At 34.6% G+C, this 26,993-nt stretch carries 23 protein-coding genes and 2 pseudogenes; 17 read left to right on the top strand and 8 right to left on the bottom strand.

Annotated elements, in window-relative coordinates:
* Positions 1–77: 77 nt before the first annotated feature.
* The 3 genes from CDH50_RS06595 to pth all read left to right on the top strand — a co-directional run bounded on the left by CDH50_RS06595 (position 78) and on the right by pth (position 2,407).
* Positions 78–1,019, top strand: a complete 942-nt coding sequence (locus tag CDH50_RS06595) for a ribose-phosphate pyrophosphokinase (RefSeq protein ID WP_100611206.1) — start codon at positions 78–80, stop codon at positions 1,017–1,019.
* Positions 1,020–1,082: 63 nt separating this feature from the next.
* Positions 1,083–1,706 carry a 50S ribosomal protein L25/general stress protein Ctc gene (locus CDH50_RS06590; RefSeq protein ID WP_100611205.1) on the top strand — a complete coding sequence of 208 codons (624 nt, stop codon included), beginning with the start codon at positions 1,083–1,085 and terminating at the stop codon, positions 1,704–1,706.
* Between the two features lie 134 nt (positions 1,707–1,840).
* Positions 1,841–2,407, top strand: coding sequence for an aminoacyl-tRNA hydrolase (pth, locus tag CDH50_RS06585; protein WP_394337008.1), 567 nt, complete (start codon positions 1,841–1,843; stop codon positions 2,405–2,407).
* Positions 2,408–2,409: 2 nt separating this feature from the next.
* Here the strand turns inward: pth and CDH50_RS06580 are convergent, their stop codons facing one another.
* Positions 2,410–5,160: a zinc-dependent metalloprotease gene (locus CDH50_RS06580; RefSeq protein ID WP_100611203.1), complete on the bottom strand. Its 2,751-nt coding sequence runs from the start codon at positions 5,158–5,160 to the stop codon at positions 2,410–2,412.
* A gap of 169 nt (positions 5,161–5,329) precedes the next feature.
* On the opposite strand from CDH50_RS06580, the gene CDH50_RS06575 reads away from it, so the two are divergent.
* The 7 genes from CDH50_RS06575 to CDH50_RS06545 all read left to right on the top strand — a co-directional run bounded on the left by CDH50_RS06575 (position 5,330) and on the right by CDH50_RS06545 (position 13,460).
* The gene (locus CDH50_RS06575) at positions 5,330–6,265 is read left to right on the top strand and encodes a bifunctional riboflavin kinase/FAD synthetase (protein WP_100611202.1); all 936 of its coding nucleotides are present in this window, start codon (positions 5,330–5,332) and stop codon (positions 6,263–6,265) included.
* Positions 6,266–6,349: 84 nt separating this feature from the next.
* Entirely contained in the window at positions 6,350–7,621 is a 1,272-nt protein-coding gene (gene serS, locus CDH50_RS06570; protein ID WP_100611201.1) for a serine--tRNA ligase, read from the top strand.
* 457 nt (positions 7,622–8,078) lie between these two features.
* On the top strand, positions 8,079–9,857 hold the full coding sequence (locus tag CDH50_RS06565; RefSeq protein ID WP_100611200.1) for a tetratricopeptide repeat protein: 1,779 nt from the start codon (positions 8,079–8,081) through the stop codon (positions 9,855–9,857).
* Between the two features lie 55 nt (positions 9,858–9,912).
* Positions 9,913–10,236, top strand: coding sequence for a DUF4286 family protein (locus CDH50_RS06560; protein ID WP_100611199.1), 324 nt, complete (start codon positions 9,913–9,915; stop codon positions 10,234–10,236).
* A 69-nt stretch (positions 10,237–10,305) separates the two neighbouring features.
* Positions 10,306–11,100: a 16S rRNA (adenine(1518)-N(6)/adenine(1519)-N(6))-dimethyltransferase RsmA gene (rsmA, locus tag CDH50_RS06555; protein WP_100611280.1), complete on the top strand. Its 795-nt coding sequence runs from the start codon at positions 10,306–10,308 to the stop codon at positions 11,098–11,100.
* Between the two features lie 11 nt (positions 11,101–11,111).
* Complete coding sequence (mgtE, locus tag CDH50_RS06550) at positions 11,112–12,485, top strand: magnesium transporter (RefSeq protein WP_100611198.1); 1,374 nt, start codon at positions 11,112–11,114, stop codon at positions 12,483–12,485.
* Positions 12,486–12,521: 36 nt separating this feature from the next.
* On the top strand, positions 12,522–13,460 hold the full coding sequence (locus tag CDH50_RS06545; protein WP_100611197.1) for a 2-hydroxyacid dehydrogenase: 939 nt from the start codon (positions 12,522–12,524) through the stop codon (positions 13,458–13,460).
* Between the two features lie 304 nt (positions 13,461–13,764).
* Here the strand turns inward: CDH50_RS06545 and CDH50_RS06535 are convergent, their stop codons facing one another.
* Positions 13,765–14,406 carry a 2OG-Fe(II) oxygenase gene (locus tag CDH50_RS06535; RefSeq protein WP_100611195.1) on the bottom strand — a complete coding sequence of 214 codons (642 nt, stop codon included), beginning with the start codon at positions 14,404–14,406 and terminating at the stop codon, positions 13,765–13,767.
* A 93-nt stretch (positions 14,407–14,499) separates the two neighbouring features.
* On the opposite strand from CDH50_RS06535, the gene CDH50_RS06530 reads away from it, so the two are divergent.
* Positions 14,500–14,952 carry a 6-pyruvoyl trahydropterin synthase family protein gene (locus CDH50_RS06530; RefSeq protein WP_100611194.1) on the top strand — a complete coding sequence of 151 codons (453 nt, stop codon included), beginning with the start codon at positions 14,500–14,502 and terminating at the stop codon, positions 14,950–14,952.
* A gap of 29 nt (positions 14,953–14,981) precedes the next feature.
* Positions 14,982–15,734, top strand: a complete 753-nt coding sequence (locus CDH50_RS06525; RefSeq protein WP_100611193.1) for a UDP-2,3-diacylglucosamine diphosphatase — start codon at positions 14,982–14,984, stop codon at positions 15,732–15,734.
* On the opposite strand, the pseudogene CDH50_RS06520 reads toward CDH50_RS06525, so the two are convergent.
* From CDH50_RS06520 to CDH50_RS06495, 6 genes and pseudogenes are all read right to left on the bottom strand, one after another.
* Positions 15,731–16,998 (bottom strand): annotated as a pseudogene (locus CDH50_RS06520) (MFS transporter). The gene CDH50_RS06525 and the pseudogene CDH50_RS06520 sit on opposite strands and share 4 nt — an antisense overlap.
* A 2-nt stretch (positions 16,999–17,000) precedes the next feature.
* Entirely contained in the window at positions 17,001–18,692 is a 1,692-nt protein-coding gene (gene recJ / locus CDH50_RS06515; protein ID WP_100611192.1) for a single-stranded-DNA-specific exonuclease RecJ, read from the bottom strand.
* 96 nt (positions 18,693–18,788) lie between these two features.
* A complete protein-coding gene (locus tag CDH50_RS06510; protein WP_100611191.1) occupies positions 18,789–19,217 on the bottom strand; it encodes an OsmC family protein in 429 nt (142 codons plus the stop codon).
* Between the two features lie 140 nt (positions 19,218–19,357).
* Complete coding sequence (locus CDH50_RS06505; protein ID WP_100611190.1) at positions 19,358–19,702, bottom strand: HopJ type III effector protein; 345 nt, start codon at positions 19,700–19,702, stop codon at positions 19,358–19,360.
* A gap of 2 nt (positions 19,703–19,704) precedes the next feature.
* Positions 19,705–20,379 carry a 16S rRNA (cytidine(1402)-2'-O)-methyltransferase gene (gene rsmI, locus CDH50_RS06500; protein WP_100611189.1) on the bottom strand — a complete coding sequence of 225 codons (675 nt, stop codon included), beginning with the start codon at positions 20,377–20,379 and terminating at the stop codon, positions 19,705–19,707.
* A gap of 2 nt (positions 20,380–20,381) precedes the next feature.
* On the bottom strand, positions 20,382–21,116 hold the full coding sequence (locus CDH50_RS06495) for a hypothetical protein (protein WP_100611188.1): 735 nt from the start codon (positions 21,114–21,116) through the stop codon (positions 20,382–20,384).
* 117 nt (positions 21,117–21,233) lie between these two features.
* Here CDH50_RS06495 and CDH50_RS06490 point away from each other — a divergent pair, with 117 nt between their 5' ends.
* The 5 genes and pseudogenes from CDH50_RS06490 to CDH50_RS06470 all read left to right on the top strand — a co-directional run bounded on the left by CDH50_RS06490 (position 21,234) and on the right by CDH50_RS06470 (position 26,925).
* Positions 21,234–21,881 carry a thymidine kinase gene (locus tag CDH50_RS06490; protein WP_100611187.1) on the top strand — a complete coding sequence of 216 codons (648 nt, stop codon included), beginning with the start codon at positions 21,234–21,236 and terminating at the stop codon, positions 21,879–21,881.
* Entirely contained in the window at positions 21,874–22,983 is a 1,110-nt protein-coding gene (gene alr, locus CDH50_RS06485; protein ID WP_100611186.1) for an alanine racemase, read from the top strand. The genes CDH50_RS06490 and alr overlap by 8 nt, the downstream gene beginning before the upstream one ends.
* Positions 22,984–23,059: 76 nt before the next feature.
* Positions 23,060–23,467, top strand: a complete 408-nt coding sequence (mscL, locus tag CDH50_RS06480) for a large-conductance mechanosensitive channel protein MscL (protein ID WP_198513441.1) — start codon at positions 23,060–23,062, stop codon at positions 23,465–23,467.
* 223 nt (positions 23,468–23,690) lie between these two features.
* Positions 23,691–24,680, top strand: coding sequence for an aspartate-semialdehyde dehydrogenase (locus CDH50_RS06475; protein WP_100611278.1), 990 nt, complete (start codon positions 23,691–23,693; stop codon positions 24,678–24,680).
* Positions 24,681–24,765: 85 nt separating this feature from the next.
* A pseudogene (locus CDH50_RS06470) lies at positions 24,766–26,925 on the top strand (prolyl oligopeptidase family serine peptidase).
* The last annotated feature ends 68 nt before the right edge of the window (positions 26,926–26,993 follow it).

The following is a 26,993-nucleotide window of genomic DNA, read 5'->3' as shown; positions in this document are numbered from 1 at the left end:
GTTAAAATAAATGTATAAATTTGCACCTCGTTTAAAATCAGGGTAGTGTTTATAAGCTACTAAACAACAAGTTAACTATGCCAATCGTTATTACCGAAGCTAAAATTTTTGCTTGTACTCAAAGTAAAGTGCTTGGTGAAAAAATTGCCAAAGCTTTTGGTGCTACATTAGGTAACGTCATAACGTCTACTTACAGTGATGGTGAGTTTCAACCTTCCTATGAAGAGTCCATTCGTGGAACAAGAATATTCATTATAGGTTCTACCAATCCAGGTCCAGAAAATTTAATGGAAATGTTGTTGATGATTGATGCCGCTAAACGCGCATCTGCGAGACATATTACAGCGGTGTTGCCTTATTTTGGTTGGGCAAGACAAGATAGAAAAGACAAACCAAGAGTGCCTATTGCAGCTAAATTAGTGGCAAAAATGTTAGAAGCAGCTGGTGCAACACGTATCATTACCATGGATTTGCATGCCGACCAAATTCAAGGATTTTTTGAAAAACCTGTAGATCATTTATTTGCTTCTACTATTTTTCTACCTTATTTGCAAAGCTTGAATCTAGATAATTTAACGATTGCATCACCAGACATGGGCGGTTCTAAAAGAGCTTATGCCTATTCAAAAGCTTTAGAGTGTGATGTTGTAATTTGCTATAAACAACGTGCCATAGCCAATACCATTTCGCACATGGAGCTTATTGGAGATGTAACGGGCAAAAATGTGGTATTGGTAGATGACATGGTCGATACTGCAGGGACATTAACCAAAGCGGCCGATTTAATGATGGAACGTGGCGCATTAAGTGTTAGAGCTATATGCACGCATGCCCTTTTATCTGGCAGTGCTTATGAAAGACTTGAAAAATCAAAATTAGAAGAATTAATCATTACAGATTCTATTCCACTAAAACAACATAGTGATAAGCTTAGGGTTTTAAGCTGTGCTAACTTATTTGCAGATGTGATGCATAAAGTGCACAACAATAAATCCATAAGTTCAAAATTTGTGATGTAGCATATTCTTTATGTTTTCATAAGGAATAACAAAGTGAGTATTAATTAATATATAAATAGAAAAATGAAATCAATTACAATCAACGGATCTCAAAGAGAAAGCGTGGGCAAAAAAGCAACAAAAGCCTTACGTAATGCTGGTCAGGTTCCTTGCGTATTATACGGAGGAGATACACCAGTTCATTTCTCAGCAAACGAACTAGCGTTCTCTAAACTTGTATACACACCAAATGCGCATACAGTTGTGATTGCTATAGAAGGCGGTAAAACGTATAATGCTATTTTACAAGACATTCAATTTCACCCGGTAACCGATAGAATTCTACATATAGATTTTTATCAGTTATTTGAAAACAAAGAAATCACTATGGAAATCCCTGTTTTATTTGTTGGAAATTCCAGAGGCGTTAAAAATGGTGGTGTATTACGTAAAAACTACCGTAGCTTAAAAGTAAAAGCGGTTCCAGCTAATTTACCAGATTTTATTGAAGTAGATATTACACCTCTTAAAATTGGAGGTAAACTTTATATCACTGCTTTAGAAAATAAATCATATAAATTTATGCATCCAGATAACACCGTTATTTGTCAAGTAAGACGTTCTAGAGCAGCTGTTACTGAAGATGAAGAAGAAGAAGGTGCAGAAGAAGGTGCAGAAACTACAGTAGCTGAAGCAACACAAGAATAAATCTATTCTTAATTAATTACAAAAAGCATCCTGCATTATTCAGGATGCTTTTTTATTTTTACAAATTAAAAACGATGTTTAGGTTTATTAATAAATTTTTTAAGAAAAGAAACCGCATAGAGGAAAGCAATTCCATGAAAAAATATTTAATAGTAGGGTTGGGAAATATTGGGGACGATTATAAAAACACGCGCCATAATATTGGTTTTAAAGTATTGGATTATTTAGCCGAACAAGAAAGCTTAACCTTTGAAACCCAAAAATTGGGAGACATCGCTACTTATAAATTAAAAGGAAGAACTTTTATGCTGCTCAAACCAAACACCTATATGAATTTGAGCGGAAAAGCAGTGTTGTATTGGTTAACCAAAGAAAATATTCCCTTAGAAAATTTATTGGTTATAACAGACGATTTAAACTTGCCTTTTGGAAGTATTCGTCTTAAAACCAAAGGGAGTGATGGTGGTCATAACGGATTAAAGGATATTCAAGAGAAACTGAATACCATAAATTATAACCGATTTAGGTTTGGTATTAGCGATGCCTTTAGCAAAGGAAAACAAATAGATTATGTTTTAGGGGAATGGACAGAAGAAGAAACCAAACATCTTAAGGAACGTTTGGACAAATCTGTAGAATTGATTAAATCTTTTGCATTAGCTGGTGTAAACCATACCATGAATGCCTTTAATGGTAAATAATTTTATTCAATAATAATTTTTTGTTTGGTTGCTATATTTCCATCATTAATAGTTAAAATATACATTCCCGATTTTAGCCCTATGGGGTTTATCTCTTCCCTAAAATTACCTCCTAAATTAGCATAAACGCTACTAAATACCAATCGACCTCTAATATCAAATAGAGTCATAGTAACATCATTATTGGTTTCGGAATTGAAAGCCACCCAAAAATTACCATTATTTGGATTTGGAAACACCTTTACACCAATAATAGTTTCTTCAATAATGGGGTTTGTCAATGTGTCGGTTTGGGTACAAATATCTAAAGACCATGAGTTTAAGGTTCCACTATCGCCAATACCTAAATCTTTCACGTTAATGCTCCATGCACCAGCAGCATCCAATCCTTCAAAAACATCCAATAATTCACTAGGGGCATAAGTGTTTCCTGCTCCAGTAGAATTACAGTTTATGTTGTTTGTCCAATCTTCAAAAGTCATCACAATATTACTTTGTGAAGAACAATTCCGGTTCCAAAGCTTGGAAGCTGAGGTTCCATTAGGATGCGTTACAGTAACAACCAAATCCTCAACATAGGTGTGTGATATATTCACATTGACTTTCAAGTCACTAATAACGCCAGAATCTGGAACATTTATAATATGATTGGCTTCTTGACTATCACTTACAGGCAAATTCAAATTTAAAGCTGAAGCATATGTTGGTGGGCACGTGGTGTTTACGGTATAATTAATAGCAAAATCTTCATCATTTACTGAATAAAAAATATTATTATCGGCCTCTACCATAATTCTACAACGTGGAGAATAAATAAAAGGAACACTAATATTTTGACTGCCATCATTTGGCGTATTTGCCACCAATATTGTTGGGAAGGTTAAACCACCATCCGTTGACAAAAGGATGTTTACATTTGAAGCATTAACAGAGCCTGTATTGGTATTGGCAACATTCCAAGTAATGGTTTCAACAGTTCCGGGGGTTAAGTTTAAATCTGTAACATTTTGAGAGGTCACTCTAAAAGGGCCAGAACTGGCATCAACCGTAATGCTCATAGTATCATAACTTGTTTGGCCATTTTGAATAACCGTTAAAGGGTCTCTATCGCGAACGGTTAACGCCCAATTGAGTGTTCTTGATACAGAAGACACCGATTCCCATGCGCTTCCAACCGTTGGATTTGTTTCCGTTAATTTTCCATTAAGTACACTTTTAAGGGTTGGAATGTATCTATTAGGCGATGTGGATGGTGGTAAAGATCGATTAATAGAACCGGAAGCTAAACTGGAGCTGAAATTGGCGCTAGTTACAATACCATTATCTATTTGTTCCCAAGTATAAGTTAGGTTATCACCACTATTGGCATCTGTGGCACTTCCCTTTAAAATATAAGGTGTTCCTTGTGGAATGGTATAATTATTTCCGGCATTTGCTATGGGAGAATTATTGGAAATCGCCGTGGTTGTTTGGCAGCTTTTGGTACTTAAGTTATTTAATATCTGTTTAATGCTTTGATAATGAAAATAAGGGTCGCTATTTAATTGAACGTTATCTAAATTGGTGACACCGGCATAAGCCATAATAGTGCTGCCACTTCCTGGTTCAGATTGCACATTATTAGAACTTTCATTTGTATAAGACCAAGTATGATTGGCTCCCATTTGATGCCCAATTTCATGAACTACAAAATTGATATCAAAGGTGTCGCCTTCAGGAATATCATCGGCAGGGGATGTATAGGCACTACCCTTAGAACCATTCACACAAACGCAGCCAATACAACCTGCATTTCCGCCACCGCCAGAAGCTCCAAATAAATGTCCTATATCATAAGCAGGTTCACCAATAACAGTAGTTAGGGTATTTTGAAGCTGTATATTCCATCCATTGGAATTATTTGCATTATCTTCATCTGTTCCTACGTCGGCATTAGAATATGGGTCGGTTATAGGATTTGTATAGATTAATTGTGTGGCATTAACCAATTCAAAAGTAACGGCCATATCCGTCTCAAAGATTTCATTAACCCTGGCTAAACTAGCGTTGATACCAGCAAGTGCATCAGCAACCGTTCCTCCAAAATAATTGGTGTATTCTCCCGTTACAGAAATAGCAATTCTAAATTTTTGAAGCGTTTGGTTGTTTGCGCCACCTTCATTGACTGTTGTTTTTGAGGTACTGCCATTTTTATTAAGTGTTTCGTTTAAGGCATCAATGGTTTGACATTCAAATGTGTCACGGCTATTATTTCTAGAGTCTTTACTGTATAAAATGTATTGATTGGATTTTCTAGAGGTCGGTTCCATAAAAATAGTTGGTTTTCCAACATAGGAAATCATGGTTTTAATGCCTAAATGAGAAACGCTCATTCGTATTCTGGTTTCAGGATTTTTAAGGCTATAGCCGACATACGATTTAATATCTGGAAATTGTTCAGCTAATTCTGGAGAAAATACAGACGCTTCAAAAACAGTAAATGATTCTAATTCCCCATTTTCTCCTGGAATGGTCACAATTGTGTTGCTTCGTTTCGTTTTAGCCGTTCTTTTTGATGCATGTGCTATGGTTTGTTTCAAAGAAATGGCGTTGAGTTCAAAATACGCCACCTTATTTTCGTTCAAGTGATATTTAGAAATCTTTTCTGAATCCTTAATATTTTGTAATTTTTTCCAAGAAGAATTTTGGGCAATAACTGAAAAGCCTAACAAAAACATTGCTATTGAAAAAACATAATGTAGTTTTGCTTTCATAAGTAGAAATTATTTTTTTTCAAAGGTCATAATGGTATCGTCTTTTATTTACTGGCGTTTTTTTAAAACGTTTGTTACTGGCAATTTCATAAAAATAATTAGGGCAATTTTTTAACCTTTGTCAAACAAATCTAATTTTTTTAATTCAGATTAGCAATTTATTCTTTACATGGGAATTCTTCAAAATATTAATACATATCATTCTAAAGAACCAACAGTAGTAACCATAGGGACGTTTGATGGTGTTCATGTTGGGCATCAAAAAATAATTAAGCGGTTGGTTGATGCAGGCATTAAAAATGATTTAAAATCGGTTATCCTTACTTTTTTCCCCCATCCGCGAATGGTTTTGCAAAAAGATACGGGGATAAAACTGATTAACACCATTGATGAACGTAGCGACATTTTAAATTCACTGGGTCTTGATTACTTGTTGATTAAAAAATTCACCAAAGAATTTTCCAGACTTTCAGCAGAAGATTTTGTCAAGAAAATTTTAGTCGATAAACTAAATGTAAAAAAAGTGATTATTGGTTATGATCACAGATTTGGTAGAAACAGAAATGCCGATTTTGAAGATTTAAAACGGTTTGGTGAGATATATAATTTTGAGGTTGAAGAAATTTCAGCAAAAGATATTGATGATGTTTCAGTAAGTTCAACAAAAATAAGAACGGCTTTAAAAGAAGGCGATATAACCAAGGCTAATACGTTTTTAGGGTATCAATTTATGTTAACTGGTATGGTGTCTAAAGGTAAAGGTTTGGGTAAGCAATTAGGATTTCCAACGGCAAATATTGTTATTGAAGAAGATTATAAATTGATTCCTAAGTACGGTTCATATATAGTAAGTTCAATTATAAATGACCAATTGGTTTACGGGATGATGAATATTGGCATGAACCCAACCGTTAATGGTGAAAATGAAAGCATAGAAGTTCATTTCTTTAATTTTGATGATACTATCTATAATAAAAAAATTCAAATTAATTTATTAAAACGTATTCGTGACGAACAAAAATTTGAATCGGTTGAAGCTTTGAAAAACCAATTATCAAAAGACAAACAAGCATCACTCGATTATATTAAGACTCAAGATATTTAACTCGAATATCTATACTATTTTACATTTAAAATACCACCAATTATAGTCGCAATTCATTAAATTTGTCGCTTAAAAATTCAATAGATGTTACAGGTTCCTTTTATAAGAGAAAATAAAGATTTGGTTATTGCTGGATTGGCAAAAAGAAATATAGATGCTACAAGTATCATTAATCAAGTCATTTCTTTGGATGAAGATAGAAGACGTATTCAAACCGAGTTAGATAATACCTTGGCAGAATCTAATACGCTTTCTAAAGAAATAGGCATTTTGTACAAATCTGGAGATACCCAAAAAGCCAATATTTTAAAGGAAAAAACAGTTCAGCTTAAGGATGTTTCAAAAGAGCTTAACGATTCGCTTAATAACAAAGTTGAAGAGTTAAACCAATTACTTTATAAAATACCAAACGTTCCCAATAGTCTTGTTCCTAAAGGAAGTTCAGAAACGGATAATGAAGAAGTTTATAGAGAAGGCGACATTCCTGTTTTATACGCTGGAGCTCAACCGCATTGGGAATTGGCAAAAAAATATGATATCATCGATTTTGAGCTTGGTAATAAAATTACAGGTGCTGGTTTTCCTGTTTACAAAGGCAAAGGCGCCAAATTGCAACGTGCGTTAATTACCTATTTTTTAGATAAAAATACAGATGCAGGTTATACCGAATATCAATTGCCACATCTGGTAAATGAAGCTTCTGGTTTTGGCACCGGACAATTGCCAGATAAAGAAGGACAAATGTACCATGTTACCGAAGATAATTTATATTTAATACCAACGGCAGAAGTGCCAGGGACCAATATTTTTAGGGATGTGTTGCTGAATGAAAGCGACTTACCCATTGGTATTACAGGATATACCCCATGTTTTCGCCGTGAGGCTGGAAGTTATGGTGCCCATGTAAGGGGATTGAACAGATTGCATCAATTTGATAAGGTTGAAATTATACGAGTTGAGCGCCCTGATAATTCGTACAATGCATTAGATGGGATGATTGAACATGTAAAAGGCATTTTAAAAGAACTTAAGTTACCATACAGAATTTTAAGATTATGTGGTGGGGATACCTCATTTGCATCGGCTTTGACTTATGACTTTGAAGTGTTTTCTACAGCACAAGATAGATGGTTGGAAATTTCGTCAGTATCAAACTTTGAAACCTTTCAAGCCAATCGTTTAAAATTGCGTTTTAAAAATAGCGATGGTAAAAACGAATTGGCTCATACGCTTAACGGTAGTTCGTTGGCACTTCCAAGGGTACTAGCTGGTATTCTGGAAAATTACCAAACCGAAAATGGCATTGTTATACCAGATGTTTTGCAACCTTATACAGGTTTTAAAATAATTGATTAATCAAATAAATAAGAGTACAAATCTTACTTATTTTGTTTTATACAATGTTTTTTAACGACGAAATGCATAATATTAACGTTGTTCAACGATTTTTATTAACTTTTCTTGTAGTTTTAAAAGATATTTCTCAAGTTAGCCCAACCAAATCTATCAAAGCCTACTAACCATGAAAAATCTTAAGCGAATTATTCTTTTAATTACATTAATTTTCTTCGCTAGCAAGGTTTTATTTTCTGATTTTGAAATCACTAAAACTGAAAATAAAACAGCTGCAATTGCAAGTAAATAATAAGTTTATTAGAAGATTGTCCCCAATCGATTCACGCTATCGTTTTTAATAATGATGGATAAATAGTTAATAGACATTTATTTTGATTGGTTAGTGCCCGAATTTATTCGGGCATTTTTTATAAAAAGATTCACAATTTCTACTTGCCACATTTCTTATCTTTACAACATGAGGGTTATTTTTATAATATGTTTCATAGTATGTTCCACCAATGCATTTTCGCAAAATGATGCCTTGGCTAACGAATATTATAAAAATGGTGATTTTGAAAAAGCCTTATTGGAATACAAAAAACTATATGCCCAATCACCTTCAAACGTTAATTATATTAACCAAATTGTTGAAACGCATCAACAGTTAGAACAATATGACGAAGCAGAAACTTTTTTACTGAAAATATTAGAAAGATTAAATTATCCCGCCTTTTTGGTCGAACTGGGGTATAATTATCAGTTAAAAAAAGATTTACAAAACGCCACTAAATATTATAACCAAGCCCTATCGAGCATAGATGAGAACGTAAATAGTGTTTTTTCGATTGCAAGAAGTTTCCAAAGTCATTCACTTTTAAATGAAACCATTGCAGCTTACGAAAAGGCCATGGTTTTAAAACCAGATCTAAATTTTCAACTGCAATTGGCGCAAATTTATGGAGAGCAGGGCAACACTGAAAAAATGTTTACCAGCTATATAAATTTTGCAAAAAACAATCCAACAGCTTTAAGTATTATAAAGCGCTCTATCAATGATTTTATAAGTGAAAATAGCACCAATGAGAATAATATACTACTAAGAAAAATTTTACTTAAAAACCTACAACAAGACCAGGATTTAATTTGGAACGATTTATTAAGTTGGTTGTTCATTCAACAAAAAGAATTTGGGAAAGCATTTGTTCAAGAGAAGGCCATTTTTAATAGGCAACCAGAAAGTTTAAATAGAATTGAAGAACTGGCACAAATTGCGGTAGATGAAAATGAAAACGACATTGCCAAAGAGATCTTATCCTATATTATTGATACTGCCCAAGATACAGATACCTTGCTTAACGCCTATTATAACTTACTTCAATTAGAAACCAAAACAAGCTCAAAAAGCAATTATCAAACCATTAGCAATCAATATTTAGAGTTATTTAAAAAGTTTGGAACCTTTGCCCAAACATTAAATCTTCAAATTGCATATGGGCACTTTTTGGCGTTTTATATGAACGAAACCGATGAAGCCATCACGTTTTTAGAGAAAACCTTAGGACTTCCACTAACCGAATTAGAAAAAGCAGAAATAAAGTTAGAGTTGGGAGATATTCTTGTTTTACAGGAAAATTTCAATAAGGCCTTAATATATTATACACAAATTCAGCGTAACTTAAAAAACAGTACCATTTCTCAAGAAGCCCGATTTAAAGTGGCTAAAGCGAGTTATTATAAAGGTGATTTTAAATGGGCAGAATCACAACTTAAGATATTAAAAGCATCAACGTCGCAACTTATCGCCAATGATGCGTTGGATTTAAAACTCCTCATTAGTGATTATAAATATGAAGATTCGCTTCAAACGGCATTAAAGCTTTATTCCAAAGCCGATTTATTTGCCTTTCAAAACAAAAACGATGAAGCGATTTCACTTTTAGAGAAGATATTACAAGAGCACAAAACCGAACCAATCGTAGCCCAAGCTTTGTTTAAACAAGCGCAATTATTTGAAATAAAACAAGAATTCGCCAAAGCAGAAAACAATTATAATTTGCTTATAGAAAATTATGGCAACGGTATTCTAATGGATAATACGTATTATGCTTTGGCAGAATTGTATGAAAACCATTTAAACCAACCTGAAAAGGCAAAAACATTTTACGAACAAATTATTTTTAACCATCCCGATAGTATCTACTTTGTTGAAGCGCGAAAGAAATATAGAGCGTTGCGTGGGGATGCTATTAATTAGATTTTTAGAAATTTAGACCAGAACCCAAGACCTAGCACCTAAGACCCAGAACCCAATGATTATATACAATGTCACCTCAAATATAGATGAAACCATTCATGACGAATGGCTTACATGGATTAAAGAACATATTCCGCAAGTATTAGCAACAGGAAAGTTTGAAAAAGCAACCTTAACAAAGGTTTTGGTTGATGAAGAAATGGGAGGCGTTACGTATTCTGTTCAATATAAAGCTTTTTCAAGAGAGTCTTTAAACGCTTTTTATAAAGACCATGCACCGGCTTTTAGAGCTGAAATTTCAAAAAAATTTGGAGACAAAATGTTGGCATTTAGAACCGAGCTGGAAATTTTAGACGAATATTCAGTGACGTTCAAATAGCTTTTATCACTTTTGCTGAGGTTGGAATCCATTTTAAAATGTAATTTAGCATATAAAATCTGTGAATCCGTGGCAAACAACCCCAACCAATATCAAGTAAAAGCCAAAAAACATCTAGGGCAACATTTTTTGAATGATGAAAGCATCGCAGAAAAAATTGCCGACACCTTATCTTTAAAAAACTATAAAACTCTTCTGGAAATTGGTCCGGGTATGGGTGTTCTTACCAAGTATTTATTAGAGAAAGAGGTCACCACATATGTTATTGAAATAGACTCAGAATCTGTTGAATACCTCAAAGCAAATTATTTTAGTTTAGCTCCCCGAATCATTGAAAAGGATTTTTTAAAATACGATTTAAATCTTGTTTTTAAAGGAGAACCTTTTGCCATTATAGGAAATTTTCCTTACAATATTTCCACGCAAATCGTTTTTAAAGTATTGGAAATGAGAGATCAAATCCCAGAGTTTTCGGGAATGTTTCAAAAAGAAGTTGCAGAACGCATTTGCTCTAAAGAAGGCAGTAAAGTATATGGTATTTTGTCTGTGTTGACTCAAGCTTTTTATGAAGCCGAATATTTATTTACGGTACCTCCAAGCGTATTCAGTCCACCACCAAAAGTAGATTCAGGGGTTTTAAGACTCACCCGAAAAGATGATTATTCATTGCCATGTGATGCCGAATTATTTTTTAAGGTTGTAAAAGCAGCATTTCAACAACGCAGGAAAACAATTCGTAACAGTTTAAAAACATTCAATTTAAGTGATAATTTAAGAGAAGATAGTATCTTTGACAAGCGTCCTGAACAGTTGAATGTTCAGCAATTTTTAGAACTTACAACGCGTATTGAAAAGGATATTTAAAACGTTTCAATTTGTCTGAAGAAAAAGAAAATATACAGTTCGAGCTTACTGATGAACTCATTGAACAAGTTGAGCAACTTATCGAATCCAAAAAAGATAGGGAGCTTAAAAAGTTATTAGATGAGTTTCACTACGCCGATATTGCCGAAATTCTAGATGAACTTAATCTAGAAGAGGCCGTATATATTATCAAGTTATTGGATTCGGAAACGACTTCAGAAATCCTCATGGAACTTGATGAAGACAACAGGGAAAAGGTTTTAAGAAACCTATCTTCAAAAGAAATTGCAGAAGAAATTGAAGAGCTGGATACTGATGATGCTGCCGATATTATTTCTGAACTCCCTGAAGAACGGCAACAAGAAGTTATTTCACATATTGAGGACGAAGAGCATAAAGCTGAAATCCGTGAGCTATTAGCGTATGATGAGGATACGGCGGGTGGACTCATGGCAAAGGAGCTGGTAAAAGTTTACGAAACGTGGACGGTAGCTGGATGCATGCGAAGGATAAGAGGACAAGCCAAGGAAGTGACCCGAGTGCATTCTATTTATGTGGTGAACAAAAAGAATAAATTGATTGGACGTCTCTCATTAAAAGACCTTATTGTTGCCAAAAGTGATCAAAAAATTTCCGAAATATACATTCCTAGTTTCGATTATGTAAACGTCAATGATGATGTTGAAGATGTTGCTAAAGTCATGGCGAAATACGATTTGGAAGCCATTCCCGTAGTCGATGAAAACATGATTTTACTAGGAAGAATTACCATTGACGACATTGTGGATGTCATGAAAGAAGAAGCCGATAAAGATTACCAATTGGCAGCAGGTATTACGGGCGATGTAGAAGCCGATGATACCATTTGGGAACTCACAAGAGCACGTTTGCCATGGTTGCTTATTGGTATGTTTGGTGGTATTGGAGCCGCAAGTATTATTAGCGGATTTAGCGATGCCATGCTAAAATTTCCAGCACTTTTAATGTTTATCCCATTAATACAAGCAACAGCTGGGAATGTTGGGGTACAATCTTCCGCCATTATCGTGCAAGGTCTGGCCAACGATTCCATAGATGGCAGTTTATTAAATCGCCTTTTAAAAGAATTTTTATTAGGCTTGGTAAACGGACTTGCCATTGCATTTATAGTTTTAATAATTAGTCATTTTGCATTTAACACCACCTATTTAGAGTCTTTAACCATTTGCGTAGCCCTCATTTCGGTTATTATTATGGCCGCATTAATCGGCACATTTATTCCCATATTTTTAGACAAACGTGGTATTGATGCCGCCGTAGCCACAGGGCCATTTATTACTACAAGCAATGATGTGTTTGGTATATTGTTGTACTTTGTAATCGCTAAATTTATTTTAGGGTTTTAAAATTTTTTTGCCAATTAAAACTTGTATCAGCATCACATGAAAATCCTTCACCTAGATACCAATCACGAACTTTTAATAAATCAGTTAAATGATTTAGGTTTTACTAATCATGAAGATTACACGTCTTCAAAGGAGCAAATCGAAGCCAAAATTTCAGATTATGATGGCATTATTTTAAGAAGCAGATTTATCATAGATAAACCATTTTTAAACGCTGCCAAAAACCTAAAATTTATCGGACGTGTTGGTGCTGGATTAGAAAATATAGATGTTGAATATGCAAAAAATAAAGGCATTGCATTAATTGCAGCACCCGAAGGCAATAGAAATGCCGTAGGCGAACACGCTTTAGGGATGTTATTGTCTCTTTTTAATAAACTAAATAAGGCTGATGCCGAAGTACGGCAAGGTAAATGGTTGCGAGAAGCTAATCGCGGCTTGGAATTGGATGGAAAAACAGTTGGCATTATTGGTTATGGAAATACAGGAAAATCCTTTGCAAAAAAATTAAAAGGGTTTGATGTTGAAGTATTGTGCTATGATATTTTAGACAACGTTGGCGATGAAAATGCCAAACAAGTGTCTCTTAAAGAATTACAAGAGGAAGCAGATGTGATAAGTTTACACACGCCACAAACAGCGTTAACGTTGAATATGATTAATGCAGACTTCATAAATCAATTTAAAAAACCTTTTTGGTTTATTAATACGGCGCGTGGTAAAAGCGTGGTGACAGCAGATTTGGTTTCGGCTTTAAAATCAGGAAAAATTCTTGGTATCGGATTGGATGTTTTGGAATATGAAAAAACATCGTTTGAAGCATTGTTTTCTTCTGAAATGCCAGAAGCTTTCAACTATTTAATACATGCACAAAATGTGATTTTATCCCCTCACGTAGCGGGTTGGACCATAGAAAGCAAAGAAAAATTGGCACAGACCATTGTAGATAAAATTAAATCTAGGTTTTGTAAGTAGTTTATACTAGTTTTAAAGATTGAAAATAATTATATTTATGAAACTACTACTAAATACAATTTTACAAGAGCCTTCTACAAATGCAGCTTATGATATGGGTTATAAAATAGGTCAGATTATCGGAACTATTTTACCTTTTTTGATTTTGGCAATTATTGGATTTTTTATATTTAAATTTGTAAAGCGAAAATCAAAAAAATAGATTATGGATATTTTAAGTTTTATAAGCGGTAACGGTCTTTTTCTTTTATTAGGGATTGTACTGATTGTGGTTTATTTTATAAACCGAAGAAAAAGAAGGTAATTATCGGGTTTTTAACCAACCAGTAATACTCAAGCGTTCTTTATTAACAGGCTTTACTTCGTGTTCAATAATTTGGCTTTCAAAAATAACGACTCGACCCGGAAGTGGATAAATAATTTTTTCGGTTTGTTCGCCGTTTTCGTCTAAATACAAAACCAATTCACCACCATTTTCAGGTAGCCATCCATCCTCATTCAAATAACAAACAAACGATAATTTTCGTCGGTCATCATTTTGAAAGGTATCAATATGCCGTTTATAAAATGTGCCTTTAGGGTATAAAGCATAATGGAATTCTTTATGTAAAATGCCCAAAAAACAAGTTCTATTAAGGTAGTTTATAAGGCTATTTATTTTATTGAAAAATAAGAGTTCAGAGGTATCTGCTTGGGTTTCATCCATCCATAATATGACATCACCTCGAATTGACCTTACTATGGTTTCTTCAAACCGATTGCCAATAGCCGCTTTTTTAAAAGCGTTGTCCTCATGCTTTTTAAGTAAGGATTGCCTTAAAACGGCAACGTCTTCCGCAGAAAAAAAATCCTCTACAATGCTATATTTTTTAGATAAAATATCAGTAATAATAGCTTCGTAAAGCGGATTTTCAACAAAATCAATATCCTCAAAAAGATGACTCATTCAATATAATATATATCAATTAGTAGCCAAAAGTAATCTAAAAACAAATTGCTTTTACAAAATGAATATCTTTGCAAAACAAATCCAAGTTTGATGAGTCACATACGCATTACAAAACAATTTTCTTTTGAAACAGGTCATGCCCTTTATGGTTACGATGGCAAGTGTAAAAACGTGCACGGACACAGTTATAAGCTGTCGGTAACCGTTATTGGAACGCCCATTACAGATACTAGTCATGTTAAGTTTGGAATGGTGATTGATTTTAGCGATTTAAAGAAAATCGTTAAGGAAGAGATTGTTGATGTGTTTGATCATGCCACTGTTTTTAATAAAAATACGCCTCATGTTGAACTCGCCAAAGAATTAGAAAATCGAGGGCACAACGTACTATTGGTAAATTATCAGCCAACTAGCGAAATGATGGTGATTGATTTTTCAAATAAAATAGTCAAGCGTTTACCGAGTCATATAAAATTACATTCATTAAAACTTCAAGAAACCGAAACATCGTTTGCCGAATGGTATGCTTCAGATAATGCTTAACGCAAAAAAACATTTTCTATATTTACATCATGCAAATACCTGAAGGCAAGAAAATATACTTCGCATCCGATAATCATTTAGGGGCTCCAACCACAGAAGCTTCGCGTCCGCGTGAAAAAAAGTTTGTTGCTTGGTTAGATACCATAAAACACGATGCGGCGGCTATTTTCCTTTTAGGGGATTTGTTCGATTTTTGGTTTGAATATAAAAAAGTAGTGCCAAAAGGCTTTACCAGAACCTTGGGTAAATTGGCAGAAATTAGTGATTCTGGAATCCCCATTTATTATTTTGTCGGCAATCATGATTTATGGATGCATGGCTATTTTGAAGAAGAACTTAACATTCCCGTTTATCATAAACCACAAGAATTCACGTTTAATGACAAGGTCTTTTTTATTGGTCATGGTGATGGTTTAGGCCCTGGGGACAAAGGGTACAAGCGCATGAAAAAAGTATTTACCAATCCGTTTTTTAGATGGGTGTTTCGATGGGCACATCCAGATATTGGTATGCGCATTGCTCAATATTTATCGGTAAAAAATAAATTGATTTCTGGTGAAGATGATGCTACCTTTTTAGGCGAAGATAAAGAGTGGTTGGCACAGTACAGCAAAAAGAAATTAGAAAGCAAACACCGCGATTATTTTGTGTTTGGTCACCGCCATTTACCTTTGGAAATTCAATTAAATGATACTTCTAAATACATCAATCTTGGGGATTGGATTACGTATTATACGTATGGTGTTTTTGATGGGGAAGAATTTGAACTGAAGATGTTTTAATTATCCCTTTGATGTTCCTCAATATCTTTTGTTAAATCCAATTTTCTAAAGGAAGGCGATACAATGCCTGTTGTTAAAACGGTGATTAGCGTCATCGTACCACCAAAAACTACGGCATTCACGGTTCCAAAAAGTTTGGCGGTTAAGCCACTTTCAAAAGCACCTAATTCATTTGAAGACCCCACAAACATAGAATTCACAGATGATACACGTCCGCGCATGTGGTCTGGCGTTTTAATTTGCAGAATGGTTTGTCGCACCACCATAGATACCCCATCGGTGACGCCACTAAAAAACAAGGCAACGACCGAAATCCAAAATATAGAGGATAACCCAAACACAATAATACTAAGTCCAAATCCAAAAACCGCCACCAATAATTTCATACCAGCATTTTTGCTAATCGGAATATGAGCGGTAATCATCAAGGTTATAAAAGCACCAACAGCAGGAGCGGCACGTAATATACCAAACCCTTCACTACCAACCTTTAAAATATCTTGGGCAAATATGGGTAAAAGCGCAATAGCCCCTCCAAATAAAACGGCTATCATATCCAACGTCATAGCCCCAAAACGGCTTTCGATTTAAAAACAAAACGCACACCTTCTTTCAGGCTTTCAATCACAGGTTCTCCAATTTTAGGGTTTAAAATGGGCTTACGCTTAATTTGAAGGAGTATAATTAACGATAAAACAACCAATCCGAAAATAATGCAAAGCGACCAATGCACACCCATCCATCCAATGGAAAAGCCTCCAAAAGCAGGGCCTAAAACGGATGCGACTTGCCATGTAGAACTGTTCCAAGTGGCGGCATTTGGATAGGCTTTTTTTGGAACAATTAATGCTATTAATGAGAAAATGGTTGGGCCAAAAAAGGAACGCAAAAAACCACCAAAAAAAACGAGTGCATAAATGCTGTATAAAATGGTTTTTGTAGACCAATCCGCTACTATTTTAGGCCAAGTAAGTAAAAACAACCCTAAACTGATTAATGAAAAAGCACCGATGCATAATAACAACAGATTTCGTTTTTCTTTTTGATCTACAATATGGCCTGCAAATAATGCCATGGTAAAAGCTGGGATTATTTCCATTAAACCAATCATGCCAAGAGACAAAGGGTCTTTGGTTATTGAATATACTTCCCATTCTATAACAATAAATTGCATGGACCAGCCAAATACTAAAAAAAACCGGACCAATAAAAAAATATTGAATTCTTTAAAACGCAGGGCGGCGTAAGGATCAATTTTTGACATGTTTATTCTTTAATATCCCTTAATTTAAGCTGAAGTGAGACATTACCTTGCCATGCATTTTCATCAATGGAATAAACGGCTTTAAATGATTTTTTATCAGAAATAATAGATTCTTTATCTCCCATTCCGAAACCAATGGCGACAAAACTATTGGATTGTGGTTGCGTAACCGTGATTCTTAAATGGGTTTTGTCTTCGCCCACACATTTTCCATAGCCGGTATCTTTTAAATTTTCGGTCATAAAAACAGGCGTCATGTTTTCTGGTCCAAAAGGCGCAAATTGTTTTAAAACTCTATAAAATTTAGGCGTGATATCTTCTAGATTTATTTGGGCATCTATTTTGATTTCTGGAATCAATAAGTTTCTGTCAATGGTTTTAAAAACTTCATCCTCAAAAGCCTGTTTAAAGGCTTCGTAGTTTTCTTCTTTAAGCGTCAATCCAGCCGCATATTTATGGCCGCCAAATTGTTCAAGATATGCGCTACAATTTTCTAAGGCATTGTAAATATCAAAATTCCTTACGGAACGCGCCGAAGCAGCCAGTTTGTCGCCACTTTTGGTGAATACCAAAGTAGGTCGGTAATAGGTTTCTGTTAATCTAGAAGCCACAATACCAATAACACCTTTATGCCAGTTTTCGTTATAAACAACAGTAGTAAGGCGTTCCTGTTCTTTTTGTTCTTCAATTTGCTTAAGAGCTTCTTGTGTAATGAGTTTATCTGCTTCACGGCGGTCTAAATTATAAGTGTTAATTCCTGAGGCTTGTTTGGCGGCTAATGTCTCATCTTGCTCCGTTAATAAAGACACGGCAAAATTACCGTGTTCCATACGGCCAGCCGCATTAATTCTGGGAGCGATAATAAAAACAACATCAGTAATAGTGAGTTCTGTTTTTTCAATCTGATTTAAAATAGCTTTAATGCCCGGTCTCGGATTGGTGTTTATTATGTCCAAACCAAAATAAGCCAAGGTTCTGTTTTCTCCAGTAATGGGGACAATATCGGCACCAATGGCGGTGGCAACTAAATCTAAATACTCGGTTAAATCTTCGGCCGTTTTACCTTCTTTTGAAGCTAATGCCTGAATGAGTTTAAAACCAACGCCACAACCGCATAATTCTTTATACGGATACTTGCAATCGTCTCGTTTTGGGTCTAAAACGGCAACCGCATTTGGGAGTTCAGCCGAAGGCCTGTGGTGATCGCAAATAATAAAGTCGATTCCTAAATTTTTGGCATAATCTACTTTTTCATTGGCTTTTATACCACAATCTAAGGCAATAATAAGTGTGAAATCATTCTCCAAAGCAAAGTCAATGCCTTTATATGAAACACCATAACCTTCGTCATATCTGTCAGGAATGTAAGTGTAAACTAGTGGATGGATGATTTTTAAATAGGAAGACATTAGGGCAACGGCTGTAGTGCCATCGACATCGTAATCGCCATACACTAAAATATTTTCTTTATTGGCGATCGCTTTTTCAATGCGTTCAACAGCTTTGTCCATGTCTTTCATCAAGAATGGATCGTGTAAATCACTTAAACTCGGACGAAAAAACCGTTTCGCATCTTCATAGGTTTCTATGCCACGCTGTAATAATAACGTCGCAATAACTTCATCGACTTTAAGCGACTCTTTTAAATCTGCCAGTTTTGTGGTATCTGGTTTTGGTTTAAGTGTCCAACGCAATTTTATAAGTTTTTAAGTTAAAATTATTGGAGGGTCCTAAAGTATAAAAATACAGAAATTAAACACAAATTTAAATATTTTAGACACTTAAAAACTTTAGGTACTTTTATTGTGAAAATGTGTTTCTACTTTCAAATCAGCAAATTGGCGAAACATTTCCATAACGCCACAATATTTTTCTACGGATAAATCAACAGCGCGTTGCAATTTTTTTTCATTTAAATCACTTCCTGAAAAATGAAAATGCATACCCACTTTGTCGTAATATTTAGGATCTTCTTCGGTGAGATTGGCATCGATTTCTATTTTAAAATCAGCAACCTCCAATTTCATTTTTTTTATAAGCGATGCCACATCCAAGCCAGAACAGCCCGCCAATGCAGAAAGCATCAAGGCTTTTGGCCTGTAACCTTCGCTGTTGCCACCATTTTCTGGACCCGCATCAATAAATAAGTTGTGTCCTGATGGGTTCGTGCTTTCAAACTTCATGTTGCCCAACCAAGTTGTTGTAATATGTAATGACATGTTAGTGTTTTTTTGATATTAGTAAAACAAAATTACGGATTAATTTATTAGTCGATTATGATTTAGTTTTATAACTAAACATTTGTATAATAGATTTTGTCTGTGCAAATAAGGGTTTATTTTATGTCTTAAACGGATTGTTACTTCTCCTTAAGAGGCATATTATCAAACACCAATCCTTCAAACCCTGTTTTCATAAAGTTTCTAATATTTTGATGGCCATTGCCATTTGGGTCGTTTGACACCTCTTCAAAATAGTATTTTCCAAAACACGCCAAGGTTTCCTCTTTAGTTAAACTTTGCAGTTTAGCAAACGCCAATAATTTACAAGAACCAGAATTCTCGCCAGCATTATTGCGTAATTCGCCATTTTTAAAAGCGGTAGGTGTAAAACTGTAGTTTGATTCAATAACACTTATGGTGTCTGTAAAATCAATGTCTTTTGGAGTTGTTTTTAATTTATTTAGGAATATTTCTAATGTCATAATTATTTATTTTTTCCACCAACAATAATAACAATCTCACCTTTTGGTGGTTTATTGGTGTAATAATCTAAAACTTCTTTGGCTGTGCCACGAATGGTTTCTTCATACAATTTGGTAAGTTCTCTAGATACGGAGACCTGTCTATCTTCACCAAAATACTCGCAAAAATGGGCTAATGTTTTCACAAGTTTATGCGGACTTTCATAAAAAATAATGGTTCGAGTTTCTTCGGCTAATAGTAATAACCGGGTTTGCCGCCCTTTCTTTACGGGCAAAAAACCTTCAAAAACAAATTTGTCGTTTGGTAAACCAGAATTCACCAATGCAGGGACAAAGGCTGTCGCACCTGGTAAACAATCGACTTCAATACCATGTTCAATGCAAGCCCGGGTTAATAAAAATCCAGGATCGGAAATAGCCGGTGTTCCGGCATCACTAATTAAAGCAACCGAGGCGCCACTTTTTAATCTATTAATTAGATTTTCAACCGTTTTATGCTCGTTGTGCATGTGGTGCGATTGCATGTGTGTGGAAATTTCAAAATGCTTTAAAAGCTTTCCAGAGGTTCGGGTGTCTTCCGCAAGAATTAAATCCACTTCCTTTAAAACATCCAATGCCCGAAGTGTGATGTCTTTTAAATTTCCAATCGGAGTTGGAACAATGTAGAGTTTGCCCATTATTAAAACTTACTTTCTATAATGTTCATAAAGCGGGCTTCAAATTCCTCTTTGCCAATCCAATTATTATAATCTGGTTTTACAATATTTTGAATGAAATTGGAGGCTTCCTCTAAAGAATTTAGGGTGTTTAATTGAGATAATACACGCTCATAATCTTCGGGCTTCCCATTAAATAAATGTTTAATAAAGGCAATTTTATCGTTAAGGCCTATATGTATGCCTCCGATTTTTAGCTTATCATTTAAAGATTTTTTATCTATACCATTTTGTGATTTAGAAACAGGCTCGAAAATGGGCATATTTTTAAAGTCGGCCGTAATATGTTCAAAATTATTTTTTAAATGGTCATGTTTCTGGGTAAGGGATTCCAATACCGTATCAACGTCTTCTGGTTTATCGGGCATTTGAGATACCATGTCTTTAATGGTTTCCATGCCGCGTTCCATAATGTTATCATCCTCAACCTCATCTAAATTAATGTATATTTTATCCTCTATTTCAATGGAATCACTTATTTTATTGTTGAAAGATTCATCTAACATCCCAAAAAATGAGGTATTGCTGCCAATGGTAGGCATGCTATCTTCAAAATTTTCGTAAGCAAATTTTAAAACCGATAGTTTTTCAAAAAGTACTTTAGCTTCATCATGCATTTTAATAACATCTTCCTTCCCTTTTAATTTAAGAATTCTGTGTGCAATACTAACAAGCTCAGATTCCAACTTCTTTTTCATTTTGTTTTATTTATTGTTATTTTAAAATTAATGCTATTTGGGCTTTTGATTTTTAATAAATTTATGTCACCTTTATACGAACGAAAAAAGGCTTTGTTTTAGTGTTAAAATTACGAAATGTTTCTTGAAAATACGGTAAATCATAAAGAACAATTTGGGTGGATTGAAGTTATCTGTGGTTCTATGTTTTCTGGAAAAACAGAAGAATTAATCCGCAGACTCAAGCGTGCACAATTTGCAAAACAAAAAGTTGAGATTTTTAAACCTGCAATTGATGTGCGTTATAACGAAGATAAAGTGGTGTCGCATGATGCTAATGAAATACGTTCTACGGCCGTTCCCGCAGCAGCGAATATCCCTATTTTAGCTGATGGTTGCGATGTGGTTGGCATAGATGAAGCCCAATTTTTTGATGATGAAATTGTTCGTGTTTGCAATGATTTGGCCAATAAAGGCGTGCGCGTTATTGTGGCCGGATTGGATATGGATTTTAAAGGAAATCCGTTTGGTCCCATGCCCAATTTAATGGCAACAGCCGATTATGTGACCAAGGTACACGCCGTTTGTACAAGAACAGGCAATTTGGCACAGTATAGCTATAGAAAATCTAAAAACGATAATTTGGTACTTTTAGGTGAAACCGATGAATACGAACCTTTAAGCAGAGCTGCTTTTTATAAAGCCATGACGCGTGACAAAGTTAGAAATATGAAAGTGAACGATCCAGAAGAAATCCCAAACAAACCAACAGACACGAATGCCTAAAGCACAAGAAACCGTTTTAGAAATAGATTTAAACGCTTTAAAACATAATTTTACGCATCTTAAATCCAAACTTAAAAATCATACCAAAGTTTTAGCAGTTGTAAAAGCATTCGCTTACGGAAACGATGCTAGAGAAATTGCTAAATATTTAGAAACCCTAAACGTTGATTATTTTGCGGTAGCCTATGCCAATGAAGGGGTTGCTTTAAGAGAAGCTGGCGTTACAAAATCTATTTTGGTGCTACATCCTATTGCCGTTAATTTTAAAACGTTGATTGCATATTGCCTAGAACCAAATTTATACAGCAAGAAAATTTTAGAAACATTTATTAAAGTAGCTTCGGAAGAAAATCAAACCAATTATCCGGTTCATATTAAATTCAACACCGGATTAAACCGATTGGGTTTTGATGAAAGTAATATCGATTTTATTGCCAATACTTTAGATAAAACGAATGTTGTTAAAGTCAAATCTTTGTTCTCACATTTGGCCGCTAGTGAAGATTTAAATGAAAGGGAATTTACTTTAAATCAAATAAATAAATTTAAAAAATATTCAGAAAAGCTTATTGATTTAATAGGATATGCCCCTATTCGCCACATGTGCAACACATCAGGGATTTTAAATTATCCCGAAGCACATTTTGATATGGTGAGAACTGGTATTGGATTGTATGGTTTTGGAAATTCTGTAAAGGAAAGTAAAAATCTGAAGCCCATAGCCACATTAAAAACTATTATTTCGCAAATTCATACTATTGAAAAAGGAGAATCTGTTGGCTATAATCGGGCATTTAAAAGTGAGTTGTTGTTGATGACTGCAACTCTTCCTATTGGGCATGCCGATGGGATTAATAGAATTTATGGCAACGGAAAAGGATTTGTTACCATCAATGGAAAAAAAGCACCTATTGTTGGCAATGTGTGTATGGATATGATTATGGTGAACATCACCAATATTGATTGTCAAGAAGGTGATGAGGTAATTGTTTTCGGCCCCGAATATACTTCAGCTGAAACTTTAGCCGAATCTGCCAGCACTATTTCATACGAACTCATAACTTCTATATCCCAAAGAGTTAAACGTGTTTTGTTAAAATAATAACGTTAGCAGATAATAACATTTGCCAATTTTTAACTATTTTAGTGATTCACTAACTATAAAACCGATTTTAATTATGGGAATGCTAAAAGAATTTAAGGAATTTGCAATGAAAGGCAACTTGGTAGATATTGCCGTTGCTTTTGTAATGGGTGCCGCTTTTAATAAAGTAGTCACAACATTTACAGGAGGGATTGTGTCACCACTTGTTGGATTGATTTTCCAATCCGATTTCAATGATTTAAAATACGTCATTACCCCAGGAACTCTTGATGAAGCAGGAAATGTAACGGGAGAAATAGCTGTTCTCTATGGCAGTTTTATAACAAGCTTAATTGATTTTATTATCGTGGCTTTCGTAATGTTTATGATTATAAAAGCGATTAACAAAATGAAAAAGAAAGAGGAGGCTGCTCCTGCGCCACCAGCTGGTCCAACCCAAGAAGAATTATTAATTCAAATCAGGGATTTGTTAAAAAAATAACAAACTGTTAAATATATAACAACGTGTTATTTGTTGTTAAAAAGCCCTTGTTTCATGAAAACAAGGGCTTTTTTTTGATTTTAAAATAGAATTAATAATTAGTTTTGTCGAGTAATTTAATAAAAAGTAAAGAAATGAAATATTCATAATAAAGATTTAATCATTATTTAAAATGATTATTTGAATGTTCATTTTACCATTAAAAATAATTAATATAAGAAAAATGAAAGTAGCTGTTGTTGGCGCCACTGGAATGGTGGGCGAAGTGATGTTAAAAGTATTGGAAGAACGTAATTTCCCTGTTACCGAATTATTGTTAGTAGCTTCAGAGCGTTCAGTAGGAAAAAAATTGACATATAAAAATAAGGAATATACTGTTATTGGGTTGGCTGATGCGGTTGCTGCAAAACCTCAAATAGCTATTTTTTCCGCTGGAGGAGACACGTCTTTAGAATGGGCTCCCAAGTTTGCCGAAGCTGGCACAACGGTGGTTGATAATTCATCTGCATGGCGCATGGATCCGACTAAAAAATTAATAGTTCCAGAAATTAATGCCAATGAATTGACCAAAGACGATAAGATTATAGCAAATCCTAATTGTTCAACCATACAAATGGTTTTGGCGTTATCGCAACTACATAAAAAATACAAAATGAAACGTATTGTGGTTTCAACTTACCAATCCGTTTCAGGTACTGGTGTTAAAGCCGTAAAACAATTGGAAAACGAAATTGCAGGTATAAAAGGGGATATGGCATATCCGTATCCAATTAGCAGAAATGTGCTGCCACATTGTGATGTGTTTTTAGAAAATGGTTATACTAAAGAAGAAATGAAATTGGCCAGAGAGCCTCAAAAAATATTTAACGACAAAACATTTTCGGTAACGGCTACGGCTGTGCGTGTTCCCACGTCTGGAGGGCATTCAGAATCTGTAAACGTTCAGTTTGAAAACGATTTTGATTTAGCCGATGTTCGACAAATCATCAGTGAAACACCTGGTGTTGTTTTACAAGATAATACGGCAACCAACACGTATCCCATGCCTATGTTTGCGCATGATAAAGATGAAGTTTTTGTGGGTCGTTTGCGTAGGGATGAATCACAACCAAATACATTAAATATGTGGATTGTTGCCGATAATTTGAGAAAAGGCGCCGCAACCAATGCCATACAAATTGCTGAATATTTAATTGATAAAAAATTAGTGTAAACCTTTATTTATCTTAGTTAGACTAAAGCTTCTATGTTACATAGGAGCTTTTTTTTGCTTATTTTTGTTATAAACCTACTTATTGATGAAAAAGATAACCCTATCTATTTTTGCCCTTATGATATTGTTAGCTTGTAACAAAAAATAATCCAAGGAAGAAGTGATTGAAATAAACTACCCTAAAACAAAAACTGTAGACAGTATTGATACCTATTTTGATGTTAAAGTTAAGGATCCTTACCGTTGGTTAGAAGATGATAGAAGCAAGGAAACTGAAGCTTGGGTAAAAGCTCAAAATGAGGTTACAAGTAATTATCTGGAAAACATTCCTTTTAGAGAGGAACTTAAAGAACGCCTTTCAAACCTTTGGAATTACGAAAAAGTAAGCGCCCCTTTTAAAGAAGGCGACTACATGTACTTTTCCAAAAATGATGGCTTACAAAATCAATATGTTGTTTATAGGAAAAAAATGGGCAGTGAAGATGAAGAACTATTTTTAGACCCAAACACGTTTTCGAAAGATGGCACAACCTCTTTAGATGCTTTAAGCTTTTCAAAAGATGGCAGTATTGTCGCCTATTCTATTTCGGAAGGTGGTAGTGATTGGAGAAAAATTCTAGTCATGGATGCTGAAACTAAAAAGGTTACAGAAGACACCCTCATCGATATAAAATTCACCCAAATATCATGGTACAAAAACGAAGGCTTTTATTATTCCAGTTACGACAAACCCATAGGGAGCGAGCTTTCAGCTAAAACAGATCAGCATAAAGTATATTACCATAAATTAGGAACGCCTCAAAAAGAAGATACTTTGATTTTTGGAGGGACGGCTGAAGAAAAGCATCGTTATATTTATGCTCATGTTACTGAAGACAATAAGTATTTAATTCTAACACCTAGAATTTCAACATCAGGGAATAAGCTTTTAATTAAAGATTTATCAGTTAAAAACAGTCCGTTTATAACCATTTTGAATGATACAGAGAGCGATACTTCCATCATTGAAAACAATGGCAGCACATTATATTTGGTAACAAACTTAAATGCGCCCAATAAAAGGATCGTTAAAGCTGATGCTTTAAACCCAAATCCAGATGATTGGATCGATGTCATTCCTGAAACAGACCATGTATTAAATGTTTCGGTTGGTGGAGGTTATTTTTTTTGCGAATATATGGTAGATGCCATATCTAAAGTAAAGCAATACGATTACCATGGTAAATTAATAAGTGATATAGAGTTGCCAGGATTAGGAACGGTGTCTGGTTTCTCTGGAAAAAAAGAAGATACAACACTATACTATTTATTCACCAATTACAATACGCCTTCTAGAATTTATTCGTTGAATCCCAAAACAGGTGAAACCAAATTATATTGGTTTCCAAAAATAGATTTCAACAGTAATGATTATGAAAGCAAACACGTTTTTTATAATTCAAAGGATGGGACAAAAATCCCCATGTTGATTACTTATAAAAAAGGATTGGAGCTAAATGGAAAAAATCCAACAATACTTTACGGTTATGGTGGTTTTAATATTAGTTTAACACCAGCCTTTAGTATAGCCAACGCCATTTGGATGGAACAAGGGGGCGTATTAGCCATACCAAATTTACGTGGCGGTGGCGAATATGGTCGGTCATGGCATGACGCCGGAACACAATTGAAAAAACAAAATGTGTTTGACGATTTTATTGCCGCCGCAGAATATTTAATAAAAAACAACTATACGTCTTCAAATTATTTGGCTTTAAGAGGTGGTTCCAATGGGGGTTTATTGGTGGGTGCCGTCATGACACAGAGACCTGATTTAGCAAAAGTAGCACTGCCTGCTGTTGGGGTTTTAGATATGTTACGCTACCATACATTTACGGCAGGCGCGGGTTGGGCTTACGATTATGGTACATCCGAACAAAGCAAAGAGATGTTTGAGTATATAAAAGGGTATTCCCCAGTTCATAATGTGAAAGCTGGTGTAGCATATCCTGCAACTTTAATCACAACTGCCGAGCATGATGACCGTGTGGTACCAGCACATAGTTTTAAATTTGCAGCCGAATTACAAAGCAAGCAATCGGGAAATAATCCAACATTGATACGCATTGAAACCGATGCAGGTCATGGGACAGGAACACCTGTAAACAAAACCATTGAGGAATATGCAGATATTTTTGTATTTACACTTTTTAATATGGGTTTTAAAGTATTACCTAGTAAAGCAAATGAAAAAATTAAAGGGTAATTGAACAGTAAGCCTAACTAGATTCTTAAGAATATTTAACTGATAAAACAACATCTATTATTAGGGTT

Origin of the sequence: Confluentibacter lentus (assembly GCF_002806995.1) — a bacterium.
Taxonomy (GTDB): Bacteria; Bacteroidota; Bacteroidia; order Flavobacteriales; family Flavobacteriaceae; genus Confluentibacter; species Confluentibacter lentus.
The sequence above is the reverse complement of the archived record's forward strand: the minus strand, read 5'-3'. Positions and strand labels throughout refer to the sequence as shown.

What these genes read in the sequence shown, in the direction of transcription:
- CDH50_RS06525 (WP_100611193.1), top strand. Translation starts at nt 14,982, where the DNA reads ATGCAAATACCTGAAGGCAAGAAAATATACTTCGCATCCGATAATCAT.
- CDH50_RS06510 (WP_100611191.1), bottom strand. Translation starts at nt 19,217, where the DNA reads ATGTCATTACATATTACAACAACTTGGTTGGGCAACATGAAGTTTGAA.
- CDH50_RS06490 (WP_100611187.1), top strand. Translation starts at nt 21,234, where the DNA reads ATGTTTCTTGAAAATACGGTAAATCATAAAGAACAATTTGGGTGGATT.
- rsmI (WP_100611189.1), bottom strand. Translation starts at nt 20,379, where the DNA reads ATGGGCAAACTCTACATTGTTCCAACTCCGATTGGAAATTTAAAAGAC.
- CDH50_RS06475 (WP_100611278.1), top strand. Translation starts at nt 23,691, where the DNA reads ATGAAAGTAGCTGTTGTTGGCGCCACTGGAATGGTGGGCGAAGTGATG.
- alr (WP_100611186.1), top strand. Translation starts at nt 21,874, where the DNA reads ATGCCTAAAGCACAAGAAACCGTTTTAGAAATAGATTTAAACGCTTTA.
- CDH50_RS06560 (WP_100611199.1), top strand. Translation starts at nt 9,913, where the DNA reads ATGATTATATACAATGTCACCTCAAATATAGATGAAACCATTCATGAC.
- CDH50_RS06565 (WP_100611200.1), top strand. Translation starts at nt 8,079, where the DNA reads ATGAGGGTTATTTTTATAATATGTTTCATAGTATGTTCCACCAATGCA.
- CDH50_RS06590 (WP_100611205.1), top strand. Translation starts at nt 1,083, where the DNA reads ATGAAATCAATTACAATCAACGGATCTCAAAGAGAAAGCGTGGGCAAA.
- CDH50_RS06505 (WP_100611190.1), bottom strand. Translation starts at nt 19,702, where the DNA reads ATGACATTAGAAATATTCCTAAATAAATTAAAAACAACTCCAAAAGAC.
- CDH50_RS06535 (WP_100611195.1), bottom strand. Translation starts at nt 14,406, where the DNA reads ATGAGTCATCTTTTTGAGGATATTGATTTTGTTGAAAATCCGCTTTAC.
- mscL (WP_198513441.1), top strand. Translation starts at nt 23,060, where the DNA reads ATGGGAATGCTAAAAGAATTTAAGGAATTTGCAATGAAAGGCAACTTG.
- CDH50_RS06580 (WP_100611203.1), bottom strand. Translation starts at nt 5,160, where the DNA reads ATGAAAGCAAAACTACATTATGTTTTTTCAATAGCAATGTTTTTGTTA.
- CDH50_RS06545 (WP_100611197.1), top strand. Translation starts at nt 12,522, where the DNA reads ATGAAAATCCTTCACCTAGATACCAATCACGAACTTTTAATAAATCAG.
- pth (WP_394337008.1), top strand. Translation starts at nt 1,841, where the DNA reads ATGAAAAAATATTTAATAGTAGGGTTGGGAAATATTGGGGACGATTAT.
- CDH50_RS06595 (WP_100611206.1), top strand. Translation starts at nt 78, where the DNA reads ATGCCAATCGTTATTACCGAAGCTAAAATTTTTGCTTGTACTCAAAGT.
- serS (WP_100611201.1), top strand. Translation starts at nt 6,350, where the DNA reads ATGTTACAGGTTCCTTTTATAAGAGAAAATAAAGATTTGGTTATTGCT.
- CDH50_RS06495 (WP_100611188.1), bottom strand. Translation starts at nt 21,116, where the DNA reads ATGAAAAAGAAGTTGGAATCTGAGCTTGTTAGTATTGCACACAGAATT.
- CDH50_RS06530 (WP_100611194.1), top strand. Translation starts at nt 14,500, where the DNA reads ATGAGTCACATACGCATTACAAAACAATTTTCTTTTGAAACAGGTCAT.
- CDH50_RS06575 (WP_100611202.1), top strand. Translation starts at nt 5,330, where the DNA reads ATGGGAATTCTTCAAAATATTAATACATATCATTCTAAAGAACCAACA.